The organism is Bradyrhizobium sp. CSA112 (genome assembly GCF_029051645.1).
In the GTDB taxonomy this organism is placed as follows: Bacteria; Pseudomonadota; Alphaproteobacteria; order Rhizobiales; family Xanthobacteraceae; genus Bradyrhizobium.
Genome location: NZ_JAACFS010000005.1, coordinates 71,536 through 83,603, shown reverse-complemented (window position 1 = coordinate 83,603; position 12,068 = coordinate 71,536). Strand labels below are relative to the sequence as shown.

Sequence of the window (12,068 nt, the reverse complement as noted above, 5' to 3'; positions counted from 1 at the left end):
GTGATCACGGGCCAAGCGCACAGTAAATCGGCGGCAGGGGTCGAAGCCGAGAAAGCGATTGACCGGGCACTCGCTCTAAAAAGGTGCGACTTGTGCCACCCAAGGGGGAAACGAATATGCCTTAGCCGTTTGCTATTCACCCCTGAATGGCAAGCCGCGATTGAGGGCCTGATGCTGGTCGCGGAATTGGGAGGGCCAACGATGTTTGCGCGAATTGGCTCATGAGAGCCTTAAACCGCCGCGTTGAACGTGTGTTCGACTCGTCGCGGAAGGACAAGCATTGGGGACGCCGGAAGCTCGCGCGGGATCAATGACGAAAGCAGGCGGCTATCGAGGCATCGACCCCGACGGCGTTGCCGAAACCGAGGCCGATCATTTCGGCAATTGCCCGATCTGCGGAGCGTTGCTCGACATGCGCGACCTGACTCAAAGTGCTGGCGCAAGTTCACGACGCCGAGATTGAGATCGGCGAAGGTCCGGAGCCGCGCGGGACGGTCCGCTTTTATGACAAGGGGGGCGTTAGCCGGTCCGACGCTCGTCGGCCTGTGGCGCTTCCGGCGGTGCGCTCAGCTGAACTCCGGCCCTCAGCACTTGTTGCTGATAGGCCTTTCCATCCTCCGCTAACAGTTCCATCTCTCGCGTGACCCAGTTCTGATATTCCCGGAGTATATCGGAGGGCGTCTCGGCATCGCCAATATGTTTGGCCGTTTCAAGCGCCGCTTGCATGCCCTTATGACGCCGGGCAAACCAACCGTCCGCAAATTCCTTAAAGCCTTCGAGCGCGGTTTCTTGGTTCTCCCAGAACTTGACGCCTATCGGCGCATAGGCCTTCAAAGCAGCTGCTGGCTGCAAGATGTTCGGAAATAACGTCACGTTATCGCTCATGGTCATTCTCCGTTTGAGTTGACCTGCCCCATGAGTCTTATAGAGACCAATAAAATAACCATCCGCGTGTGACGTACGATGTTCAATATCGCACAAGAAAAATTCGGCGTCGGGGCCTAGCCGGAAATCCCCTGTTACGCCCATTTAGATTTATCCACGCTTGCGCCTTATGTCGTAGTTGGATCAACTGCGCCCCTAATACAAACCGGAACACTGCCCCCTCTGGCCGCGCATTCTACGCTTTGTTTGCCCAGGCTTTCATTACATCGGTGCGGCTATTGTGTGAAAGGGAAGTGCCCTTGACGTGAGGGTTCACTGTCACTCTCATTACGCGGCGTTACATTTTTCGCTTCCGATGTCCGAATTGGGTCAATCGCGTCGTTCCGACGGGGCGTCAATCACTTCCGGTCTACCCCGGTAAGCAGACGTTTTCTGATCATGTCTCAAAGGTGCCAGGAACGGACATTCGAGCGAGAGAGGCGCCGGGGGCTCTCGCCGAGCCACCCGGCTCGGCACCGGTCGATGGGCCACGGCGAGCCTATATGCCGATTTGCTTCACCGATGGTGATGTCATCACCCCCGCCAGTTCTGACTCTGCGTCCGACAGCCAGAACGTCATCTCCATTGTCCGCAACATTTCGACCGCCTTAGAAAGTTCAATGTGCGCCTCGTGTGGCCTTCCGGTCCGTCGGTAGAGCTTGCCAAGAGCGAGGTGGCAATGGGCCTGGAGCGGCCGCATCTCAAGGTCCTCAGCCAGTTTCTGAGACTCGATGTAACGGGATTCGGGCTCGCCGGCATCGGGCGGATCGCGGCGCGCGGCAATGTCCCCGAGGAGCCGGAGAGCCTGCGCTTCGTATCCACGTTCCCTGCGCTTTCTGGAGGCGTCGAGGGCGCGGACAGCGAGTCGATCAGCTTCTTCTAGCCGTCCGGCCAGCAGAAATCCTTCGCATAGCGGAATGGCGATGCGGTTCTCGGATCCCGCTTCGCACGGATCAAGCTGCGCCTCGGCCCGTTCGAGCAGCGGCACGCCTTCAGCGGGCCGGCCATTGAGGACATACGCCATGCCAAGTTGTGAAGCGACGAAGGCACCCATGCGCGGGAGATCCCATCGCTCGACCAGGGCACGACCCTACTCGAGCAGAGAGATCGCGGTGCGCAGGTCGCCCTGACCGACGTAAAAATAGCCCAGCCACGTCCTCAAGACGCATTGGCTGAAAGGTTGGTCGAGCGCTTCCGCCAGACGGATCGCCTCCTCCGCACAGGCCCGCCCTTCGGCGTACGCGCCGAGTTCTCCCAGGCACCGAGCCAGCGAGCCGCGCGCGAGCACTGACGGATAGCCCGCCATACCGAAGCGTTCGTCGACCAGGACGCCTTGTAGATTGTCCACGATCCATTGAAGACCGTCGATCGCCTCACGATAGTGACCGCCCTGCTGGTACGCATAGGCGCGGAGGTAACCGTTGCACGCAAAAGCCGCCGCTGGGTTGAGACAGCGACGGCTCTACGCATTACTCTCGCGAGTGATGACCTCCGCGATTGCTTTGAGCTTACGGGCCCGAAGTTAACGAGGGGTTGTTGTGTCGGCTCAGACGCCATCGCTCAAACCCGAGCTTGTAGCGGGCGATCAGGAGACGGATCAGGCGCATTCGACCCCCGCGATATTCCGGCACCTGATAGCTCGCGCGTGATCCCCAATCAGCGTGGCTATCCGGTGCATTTCGTTTAGGGCGCTGTCCGCGTCCGGTTGAGCCAGCATGACGCATAGCAGATTGCCCTGGTCGATGATGGTGGCGCAATCCTCTTCGGTTTTCTCGCTCATAGGACACCGCCCATTTCCGGCGGCTGTTGCTTCGCCTCGTCCGGGTCGTCGTCTTCGCGGTCGGCGTCGTCCTGCTCGGCTCGATGTCGGCCTCGCCGAACGTTTGCCGATGCGACTTTTCCTGGTTCATCATCCGATCGAAAGAGCCAAGCGACGGTTCGTCATCGCCGACCGCCTCCCGGTCGCCGTCATCCTCCAATTCGCGGGACAGGTAGTTGTCCGTCTTGTCGAGGAATTGGATTAGCCGTCTATCTCGTCTCTGGCTTCCTTGCGGAGTCGCCCTACAGCAATGAATACTTCCTCGGGCGAAGCATCTGCCCGGACGTCCAGCCAACCAAGCCGGCCGCGGCGTTGATTGAAGACGTGTTTAGGGGTGGCGTGGTATACACGCTGTCAGCCTGGATCAAGACCGATGGAAGATCTATTTCGGCGATGTATGTATCGGCGATATCGGCCCACGCGCCGGTGTTCCCACCACCGTAGATCAATTGGAGTGGTACTGCGGTTTCGTTCCGCCAGCGCATCGCGGTGTCGACGCTGGGGGCACTGCTATCGATTTACACGACGCGCGACAAAAGTTCGAAGCTGCGTGGCGGAATTTGCGGACCACCTTCACCGACGACGACTTTGCCGAGTACCGCTATGCGCGCGCCTGGACCGCATGGAAACAGAGAATGTGGAAGGACGGCCGCAAGCTGCCGACGCAAACGCAGGATGGCCGCTCGCGATGCTTCTGCGGCGTAGCGATTGACATCCCCGGTATGGAAGGGCACGTCAGGGCCGCTCACATGACCGAACCTGCCAATGTGTAACCTCTACTCGATCACCACCAACCAGGAAGCCATTCGCGCGCTCTTTCGGGTGATGAATCGCTATGTTGGCAACTTGCCAGCAATGCCCGGCGTATTTCCAGATTATCCCGCGCCAGTCGTGCGCAACGCCGGCGCCGAGCGCGAGCTAGTCCTGATGCGCTGGGGCATGCCGCCACCGCTGCGGACCGGCGGGCCGCCAGTGACCAACATCCGCAACACGTCCTCGCCGCACTGGCGTGGCTGGCTGAAGCCGGAAACCCGCTGCCTGGTGCCGTTCAACAGCTTCGCTGAGTATGCGCCCGAGCCAAACCCCGAAACCAAGAAAAAGGACGTCGTCTGGTTCGCCATCAATGACGATCGCCCCCTCACCTGCTTTGCCGGAATCTGGAGCGAGTTCAAAGGCGACCGCGGGACGAAATCGAAACCGATCCCCGGCCCGCATAACGTCTACGGCTTTCTCACCACGTCGCCGAATGCCATCGTCGAACCGATCCATCCGAAGGCCATGCCGGTCATCTTGCTCACGGACGAAGAACGCGACGTGTGGATGCGGGCGCCGTGGGATGAGGCCAAGGCGCTGCAGCGGCCGTTGCAAGATGATGCGATCAGGATCGTCGCCCGAGGCGAGGATAAGGAAGACAAGGCTGCTGCATGACTACCGCCCGCCCCTATGCCGACCCGGAAAAAGCCGCGCGTTGGATCCTCGAGATCGCCAATGCCGTCGAGCCGGTTCAAGGGCGCATCCACATCGAGAAAGTCAACGAACCGTTTCTGTTTCGCGACGGCGGCAGCCCGGCCGAGTACGGAGCCGGCATTAGGCTCGCGATCGAGCGCGGCTGGCTGGTGATGCACGAGTCCGGAACCTACGTGATCTTCACACCGGCCGACGCCGAGCTGTTCGCCTAGTGAACTGCGGCGCCCGCGCGGATGGCTAGTTGGACGGCCCGAGCAGCACGTACAGCACAAGCACGACCACCGCCGCCGCGGTGATGACTTCCAAGACGATCGCAGAACGAGATCGCTGCATGCGGAAGTCCTACCACCCCAGCAGGTAACACGGGACCTAGGGGAAACGGCTCTGGCGCGGGGCTGGGGGCTAATGTGTGCCAGAGCCGTCCCTCACGATGCACTCTTTCGAGCGCCGAATCATCATGCCGGGATAAAGCGGCCAAACCGTGTGAATGCCCGCGCGTGAGCGACGATTAGAAACGAGACCATTGGAAGTATGCCCGATCGGTAAAGCGAATGGCTCGCTCTGTTGGCCTGCTGCTGAAGAAGTAACTTTTGCGCGCTAAAGAAACGAACAAGCCCGGGGTGCCTAGGAGTCCGGACCTCGTCACCTCAACGGCCGATGCTTTGGTCGCTCGTGTGAGTTAAGACATAAGAGCGCGCTTCTTGTTCCCACTGGCTGGAAAATGTGGCGTCCAGGAGCGGGCCGGGCCCGACCAAGACTCCCTGCCCTTTACCGCCTTTCCCGATATGCTGGTTCAGCGCCCTCAATGGGCGCTCAGGAGGGGACGGCTCTGGCGCCCCCAGCCCCGCCGGGGCCGTCTACTCAGGCGGCTAGGCGCTTGCAACTATTTACACCGCGGTTGGTCCGGGCAATCCTCACGTGCGGGTCGTCGATCATTCCGGTTGGCGGCCCGTTTTCGCTCAGTGAGCAATGATTACCGCTACAATGCCGAACGAAAACAAGCATGCAGCAACCAGGGACCAAAGCGTGATTGTGATCTCTTTGGGCATGCAAATTCAATTCCGCACCCGCTTCCGAGTTCCTCCACCCAAGGTCCTTTAAGCCTACCGTGGAGGATTGGAATCCAGTGACTTCAGGCGCGCAACCAGTTCGACTTCTAGCTCCCGGATGTGTTCGTCAGTCGGGCTGGACGTGAACTCGTGAGCTAACAGGCGCGCTCGCTTGGTCTCGATCGCTAGTTTTTCCCGATCTTGATCCATGCTCAGAAGACGCGTCATAGCAAGAAAGGTTCATCTCGCGAAGTAACTAAAACGCCACATGATCATGGTTCCGGCCATTCGGCGATGAGGCCCCGGCGGCGGCATAGTCGGAATGTCAGCGCGACTTGCTCCTGAGTCCGTTCCTATGGCCCAGTTTCAGCACCAGCCCTTCTTCCAGTGACCGGGTGGGCAGCCCCGCCCGCGCCAACCGACCTTGCGGCCGCGGCTCCAACCAAACGGACGATAACCACCGTGGCCACGCCCCCAACCATGGCCGCGTCCATGCCCGCCCTTTACTTCGATGAGATCGACGTTGACCGCGGCATCGCTCAGAAGAGGATGTGCTGCAGGCATCGCTGATGCTTGAGAAATATGAGTGATTGGCAGCGTGAGCACCATCCCGAGAAGTAGTTTGCGCATGAGTGTCTGTTCCGCCTTGATTTATGGAATCCGTCAGAACAGGAGAAAGTGGCAATTGTTTCGTGCTTTTGAGGCGGATTTCCGCGCAACCGAGGTACTCCAAACTAGTTTGGAAGCAAGAACCTGTTGGCGGTAGTTTGACCGACCGTCGGCCGCTTAATTGCGGGTCTCTGACGGTGGAAATGGGCGGCCCCAGCCCCGCCGGGGTCGCTTCACTCCGGCGCGAAACTTAGTCGCCGAAACTCGCCCTCACCTGAAATCGGGCGACGCTATGTCTCATGGCGAACCGACCTTGTGCCCAAAAACGTGATAACCACCTTGGTATTGCATAGGTGGTTGAAGCGTTTTGTAGTCAGGAAGCATTGAGTTTGGCGGGCACGTGATTGCCTGTCTCATCGCAATCAGTCCGAGACCGGGGCGGCCTTGGAGCTGGCCAGCGCAATCGAGCTTCCGGCCCAATTTACACTGCTGGTCGCCTCTCACCGTATCCGGTGGATCGCCATTTGGCGAACTGGCAAGATGGTCGGAGTCAAATTCGTACTTTAGTGCATTCGGCTTATCGCGAAGGCTAACTTGGCCTGGAGCACGGGGCCCGCTGCATCGCGAACGTCTACCGACATCTCGGGCCCAGCGGCACTCATAGGATCGTCGAGAACGAAATCCTTCGCCAAGTCCGCCAATGATTGCGCAGCCTCTAGCTGGACGGCTTCGATATTCGGGAGTTCCATCCCCTCTTCGTCCACGAGAAGAGCGCCGTCCTTTTGTACGTCGAAATAGTATCGTCGCATGGGACACCCGTCCTAAAGCACCCCAGCCTTAGAATTGCGACTACGAAATTGGTATCACTGCCGAGGCCAAATGGCCAGCGCGAGCCGTGCGCAATCGTTGGGAAGATGTTCCCGTAGACGTCGCCCGCGACTGCCCCGGCGCTGCGATCTGCAGATGTGCGAACTTTCATCGTCGCTCTCAGATTTCGTAGTTCGTCACGATGCGCCCGATCGGCGCCAATTGACCCTGCGCCTGACTTAAGCTGGATTCGCATTTCTAGCGGGAATGCCTATTTTTCCCGCATGCTTAAGCCCGTATTTGAACCCTGCATTCCAACTCCTGGAACCAAGTGCCTGCCGGCGCCGATTGGATCCACGAAATCAAACATGACGGCTATCGCTTGGTCATCCAGCGCGAGGGCAAGCGCGTGCGGCTGTTCACGCGCAACGGCAACGACTGGAGCAACCGCTTTCCGCTGATCACCGAGGCCGCGCTGCGCAATCGCATCAGCTCGTTTGTCATCGATGGTGAAGCAGTTCTGCTCGGCGTCGACGGCCGATCCGATTTCGCCGGCCTGCACAGCCGCAAGCACAACGACGAGGTGCAGTTTTATGCCTTCGACATTCTCGGCATGCAGGGCGAGGATCTGCGCCAGCTGCCGCTGCATCTGCGCAAGAACAACCTGGCGCGGCTGCTCGCGCGCCGCGTCGCCGGCATTTTCCTTTCCGACTTTGAGCAGGGCGAGATCGGGCCAGATCTATTCCGGCACGCCTGCATGATGGGACTCGAGGGCCTCGTTTCGAAGCGACGTGATCGGCCCTACCGCGGCGGGCGCTCGCCGCATTGGATCAAGGTCAAGAATCCCAACCACCCGGCGATGACGCGAGTCAAAAAGTCCTGACTAAACAAGGCAACCTGGATATATTTGAAGGAAAGCCAAATTGAGAGTTTGTCTTCGATGCTCGCCGAACAAAGTTGGCTCGCCCTTTTACTTACTGGGCTTGGTGGTTTAGGTATTGGCGGTCTCGCAACGGCCATTATACAACATGTATTGAGCCGAAGAGTCAGTAAGGAGTCCCTGCGATTTTCGGAGAAAAAGGAAGCCTTCACCAGACTTCTCTCGGCCGTTGCCGACCTCGACAAGCTTGAAGGAGATTCAACTGTCCATGCGGAGGCGACTATTCGCTTGTTGCTGCACATGTGCAACTCGTCGCCTCTGAGCGAGTTTTGCGCGCATTGGATGCCTGGAGGCGCGTTGACCCCGGCACTTCCGAGAGAGACGAACATATGCTTGAACTGGTCTCCGCGATGCGTCAGGACCTTGGAATAGCAATCGTGCACTCTGGTAAAAAGCTCAAGAACCCCACCTGATCGCCCGTCCCATCTAAGTCCGCATCCGATGCGGACGCTCGCCCGATTGGGTCAAGGTCAAGAACCGCCAGCATTCCGCGATGGAACGGGTCATGGAGGCAATGTCATGAGCGTCGCGCTCATCGCCAGGAACGGATCGGCCCGCCGCGCATGATAGGGCATGACACCTGCAGATGCAGAACGGTATCGCCGGAAGGCTGAGGAGTGCCGCGCTAACGCGAGGACGGTAATCGACGACGCTGATAGAGCGGCGTGGCTTCGGCTCGCTGAGGTTTGGACGGAACTGGCGCGATCCGCGAACAGGGATGCCGGCGCGCCGGGTAACGCCGAAGAAGAAATCAAGAAGCGCGCTTATGAGATCTGGGAGCGCCATGGCAGGCCCAAAGGCAAGGAAGACGAGTTCTGGCAGCAAGCGGAGCAAGAACTGCGAAACGAGAATAAATCGTGCCCCATCCGCACGCCCGGCACGAGAGCGGAACGTTCTTGAAACTAACGCAGAGAGGCGCCGATCTTTTTGCCTAAGCCAAAGCCCCAGCTCCGGGGACGTCAGAGCCGAGGCTTTGGAGCAAGCAGCTCTCACCTGCACCGGTATCGCAGCATTGGCCAGCCGTCGCCACTACAACAAAAGTTAATCGCACTATACTTTTTCACTTGGAACCCACTGTTTGGCATTGATTTTCCTTTGCTAGAGGGCACTCGTCGATGCGGTACTGCCCCCGGTGCGACAATACGCGGTGGGTTTGCGAAACTCATCTCGACCGGCCGTTCTTGGGTGGTAGTGCCTGCGGCTGCGGCGGCGCTGGCGCACCATGCCCGGAGTCTACCGTCGGGCCTTACCACGCTTGCCGGACCAACGCGGCTTATTCCAACCTCGCAATGCCCGAAAAGTGCCTAACTAAGATCGGGGGTGAAGCCGGCCGTTCGTTCGGATCATCGTCCTCACGGTCGGCTTCATCCACTTCGGCGTCAAAACCCGATCGCAATTCGCGGGAGCCCGGCTTAACGACTGTCCTGTCTAAGCGCTGGTCCGCCGGTGGCTATCCCAGCTGACTGCTGCACTATGCAGCGACGCCTTCACTGATCTCACAGGAACGCGCGAGACTGCCCTGGGTTGACCTCCAATCATAGGAGGAGGTCTCTCATGGCTTATGAAGAACGGGAAACAGGAAATCTGATCGGCAGCGACAAGGTCGAAGGGACGGCCGTTTATGGCCCCGACAGTCAGCGCATTGGTTCGATCGAACGGGTGATGATCGACAAGATGAGCGGTAAAGTCGCTTACGCGGTGCTGGGGTTTGGGGGCTTCCTCGGCATGGGAGACGATCATTATCCGCTTCCGTGGCAAGCGTGAAGTACGACACCAACCTTGGCGGCTACGTTACGGGAATTACCGGCAGTCAGCTGAGTGGAGCGCCAAAGTATAGTAACGAGAGTAGCTGGAATTGGTCAGACCCGTCGGTAGCCCGCTCGGTGGATGATTACTACGGCGGCATTCCGGCTCCGTGAGGATCCGGAATGTTGCGGGACTGGCTATACTGGGCCTAAGCGCCCCACGTGCCGTCGCGGTTTGACGCAAGTGCTAAAATCACCGGTCAGTTGATTCGAGGCCGCGATGTCCCATTACGCCCAACGCAAGCTGCCGCTGCAGGCCGCCCGCCCCGCCTATCGCACCCTGCAAGGCTGGGCGCTCGGCAAGCTAATCAGCCGCTCGTTCTCTCGCTGCAGGCGCGCGATCTCCGCCGCGTGGTCCGCCGACGGCAGCGGCGCCTGCGTTCTGGGGCGCCGCGCCTCAGCCGTCGGCTCTCGTCCAGCCCCACGCAATTCCACCCAGCGCCGCAACACGGAATCGCGCAGGCCAAGTTCTTTGGCCACCGACCCGATCGAGCGACCGGTCGAAGCCACCAGATCGACCGCTTGCCGCTTATAATCGTCCGTAAACGAACGACGTTGACGTCCTTCCATCCAACACCGCTCCTCGCTCTTCTACAGGTGTCCCTCAATTCGAGGGGGCATCAGGAGCGTACCTGCCCGGCCGGAACCGTGGCGGCGACCCCCGCAACATCAGCGCGGGGCCTCATGTCTAAGGCTCGCAAAATCTTCACACGCTGGCTCACCGCAAGGACCAGGCATTCGAATTGCAGAAGCATCGATCGTTAGGAACGTTGAACGAAACAGCAGGTTACGGCCTCAGGTCCTCGCTTTTAAGGATGATGATTATGGCTAACTCACCTGAAGTGCTTCGTCCAAACCACCGTACTACTCCTCCTCAGACGAGCGAAGTCGCTCCCGCCGACGACATCCGCACGATCATGTTGAACCAGGTGGCCTGGGGTGCCGTCTTCGCAGGTGCAGTGATAGCACTGGTCATGCAGATCATCCTCAACATGATTGGGCTTGGCGTGGGTCTATCTACCTTAGACGTCGCGCAAGGTGATACTCCTAGCGCGAGCTCAATGTCAGTTGGTGCTGGTATCTGGTTTGTCGTTTCGGGAATCCTGGCGGCTGGGCTCGGAGGCTATATTGCGGGTCGGCTTTCTGGAAAGGCGTCGAGTTCGACGACTGCTTATCACGGGTTGGTATCGTGGGCGGTCTCAACGCTTGCTGTCGTCTATCTACTCTCCGCCGCCGCCTCGGGCATGGTTGGCGGCGCCCTCAGCACCGCATCTTCTGCTCTGGGTGGAGCAGGCAAAGCCCTGGGCGGCTCAGTCCAGACGGCAGTTCAGACCGCCGCGCCCTCCTTGAACAGCGTCAGCGACCCAATGGCGGCCATTGAAAGCAAAGTACGGAGCGCCTCGGGAGGGCAAGATCCTGCGGCACTTCGCGATGCTGCGATCTCAGCCGTTCGCGCCGCTCTAACCGGAGACCCTGCCCAACAGGCAGCTGCCAACGACAAGGCAGCCGAGGCATTAGCCAAGGCCCAGAACATATCGAAAGACGAGGCAAAGGCTCAGGTGGATCAGTACCAGCAGCAATACAAGGAAACCGTAACCAAGACAAAGCTGCAGGCCAAACAGGCGGCCGATACTGCGGCAAAGCGTGCATCCCAAGGCGCATTGTTCGGTGCGTTGGCCCTCTTACTGGGTGCCCTGGCAGCGTTCTTTGCCGGGCACGCTGGCGCAGTGACCCCTACGGTTTCGGTCAGAGCAAGCGGCACTTGATCAGGATATAATGTGCCTTCCTGATGGCGAGAATATCCGACGACTTGGCGTGAGCGACCCTGCGCCGACTTGGTGCTACGTGCTGAATTAGTAAAGAACGTGAGAAGCACTTTACCCTTCTCGCCGACAATCTTACGAACCAGCCATCCGCTCAGTTGGAACGATCCCTATTACCGCTGGTTACCTTCGCGCTGCAACATTTCCCCAGGATCCTCCGGGTTTCGTGCAGCGCCTTCCGAGTGAAATCCATGACCTCAGCCAATGCCGTGAGACGCCTGCGTTCTGCCTTCCCGGTCCAACGCCGCAACGCAAAAGCGCCTTCCTACGCGTTGGCTTCGGCAGTTGCGATCGGAGCCCTGGCTGGGCGCGCCTGCTTTGCCGCTCATCGGCGACCTCCTCAGTCATACCTTGTCGCCGCTGCTTAGCCGTGCGATCTGGCCGTTGATGATGACGAAAAGCTTTGGTCCCCAATCTGTGCCGAAGAAGTTCGAAGCATTTCCGAAGGAAATGGCCCTTCGCCCCTCACAGATCCGGGCATCCGCCGCGGAATCGGCGCTGATGGTTCCGGACGCCTTCAAGTTCCGCAATCGGTACGCGGATTTGAGGATGCCGGTCGTTATCATTACAGGCGAGCAAGACAGATTGATCGACATTGATACGCAGTCGGCCCGGCTGCATTCCGAAATTCCGCAAAGTAGGTTTCACCGAGTTGCCGGAAACGGCCACATGATCCAGCAGACGGCCACGGATCAGGTGATGTCGGGAATACTCGAAGTCGCGGGCGGCCCGACGAAACTTGAAGCTGCGGAATAGCTTCAGGGTGGGCGACCGCGAGAGCAGCCAGGGCGGCGTCGCGTTGGCCCGCACTGGCTCGAAAATTTC

Annotated in this window: 11 protein-coding genes and 1 pseudogene; 8 read left to right on the top strand and 4 right to left on the bottom strand. The window is 59.4% G+C overall.

What is annotated here, in order from left to right; translation table 11 throughout:
- Positions 1–519 precede the first annotated feature (519 nt).
- The 4 genes from GWE18_RS12650 to GWE18_RS12635 all read right to left on the bottom strand — a co-directional run bounded on the left by GWE18_RS12650 (position 520) and on the right by GWE18_RS12635 (position 2,704).
- The gene (locus GWE18_RS12650; protein ID WP_275186082.1) at positions 520–885 is read right to left on the bottom strand and encodes a hypothetical protein; all 366 of its coding nucleotides are present in this window, start codon (positions 883–885) and stop codon (positions 520–522) included.
- A 538-nt stretch (positions 886–1,423) separates the two neighbouring features.
- Positions 1,424–1,978, bottom strand: a complete 555-nt coding sequence (locus GWE18_RS12645; protein WP_275186081.1) for a hypothetical protein — start codon at positions 1,976–1,978, stop codon at positions 1,424–1,426.
- A gap of 36 nt (positions 1,979–2,014) precedes the next feature.
- On the bottom strand, positions 2,015–2,272 hold the full coding sequence (locus GWE18_RS12640) for a tetratricopeptide repeat protein (RefSeq protein ID WP_275186080.1): 258 nt from the start codon (positions 2,270–2,272) through the stop codon (positions 2,015–2,017).
- A gap of 249 nt (positions 2,273–2,521) precedes the next feature.
- Complete coding sequence (locus GWE18_RS12635) at positions 2,522–2,704, bottom strand: hypothetical protein (protein WP_275186079.1); 183 nt, start codon at positions 2,702–2,704, stop codon at positions 2,522–2,524.
- Positions 2,705–3,303: 599 nt separating this feature from the next.
- On the opposite strand from GWE18_RS12635, the gene GWE18_RS12630 reads away from it, so the two are divergent.
- The 8 genes and pseudogenes from GWE18_RS12630 (at position 3,304) to GWE18_RS12595 (ending at position 11,999) form a co-directional block, all read left to right on the top strand.
- Positions 3,304–3,516: a hypothetical protein gene (locus GWE18_RS12630; protein ID WP_275186078.1), complete on the top strand. Its 213-nt coding sequence runs from the start codon at positions 3,304–3,306 to the stop codon at positions 3,514–3,516.
- Positions 3,509–4,171 carry an SOS response-associated peptidase gene (locus GWE18_RS12625; RefSeq protein WP_275186077.1) on the top strand — a complete coding sequence of 221 codons (663 nt, stop codon included), beginning with the start codon at positions 3,509–3,511 and terminating at the stop codon, positions 4,169–4,171. The genes GWE18_RS12630 and GWE18_RS12625 overlap by 8 nt, the downstream gene beginning before the upstream one ends.
- A complete protein-coding gene (locus tag GWE18_RS12620; protein WP_275186076.1) occupies positions 4,168–4,422 on the top strand; it encodes a hypothetical protein in 255 nt (84 codons plus the stop codon). The genes GWE18_RS12625 and GWE18_RS12620 overlap by 4 nt, the downstream gene beginning before the upstream one ends.
- A gap of 2,584 nt (positions 4,423–7,006) precedes the next feature.
- Positions 7,007–7,558 (top strand): RNA ligase family protein, encoded by a 552-nt coding sequence (locus tag GWE18_RS12615; RefSeq protein WP_275186075.1) that lies wholly within the window; start codon positions 7,007–7,009, stop codon positions 7,556–7,558.
- A gap of 630 nt (positions 7,559–8,188) precedes the next feature.
- Positions 8,189–8,515: a DUF2934 domain-containing protein gene (locus GWE18_RS42270; RefSeq protein WP_342804252.1), complete on the top strand. Its 327-nt coding sequence runs from the start codon at positions 8,189–8,191 to the stop codon at positions 8,513–8,515.
- Between the two features lie 654 nt (positions 8,516–9,169).
- Positions 9,170–9,534 (top strand): annotated as a pseudogene (locus tag GWE18_RS12605) (PRC-barrel domain-containing protein).
- Between the two features lie 656 nt (positions 9,535–10,190).
- Positions 10,191–11,186: a PhnA-like protein gene (locus GWE18_RS12600; protein ID WP_342804251.1), complete on the top strand. Its 996-nt coding sequence runs from the start codon at positions 10,191–10,193 to the stop codon at positions 11,184–11,186.
- Positions 11,187–11,561: 375 nt separating this feature from the next.
- Positions 11,562–11,999, top strand: a complete 438-nt coding sequence (locus GWE18_RS12595; protein ID WP_275186074.1) for an alpha/beta fold hydrolase — start codon at positions 11,562–11,564, stop codon at positions 11,997–11,999.
- Positions 12,000–12,068: the final 69 nt, after the last annotated feature.

What these genes read in the sequence shown, in the direction of transcription:
- GWE18_RS12620 (WP_275186076.1), top strand. Translation starts at nt 4,168, where the DNA reads ATGACTACCGCCCGCCCCTATGCCGACCCGGAAAAAGCCGCGCGTTGG.
- GWE18_RS12635 (WP_275186079.1), bottom strand. Translation starts at nt 2,704, where the DNA reads ATGAGCGAGAAAACCGAAGAGGATTGCGCCACCATCATCGACCAGGGC.
- GWE18_RS42270 (WP_342804252.1), top strand. Translation starts at nt 8,189, where the DNA reads ATGACACCTGCAGATGCAGAACGGTATCGCCGGAAGGCTGAGGAGTGC.
- GWE18_RS12650 (WP_275186082.1), bottom strand. Translation starts at nt 885, where the DNA reads ATGAGCGATAACGTGACGTTATTTCCGAACATCTTGCAGCCAGCAGCT.
- GWE18_RS12625 (WP_275186077.1), top strand. Translation starts at nt 3,509, where the DNA reads ATGTGTAACCTCTACTCGATCACCACCAACCAGGAAGCCATTCGCGCG.
- GWE18_RS12645 (WP_275186081.1), bottom strand. Translation starts at nt 1,978, where the DNA reads ATGGGTGCCTTCGTCGCTTCACAACTTGGCATGGCGTATGTCCTCAAT.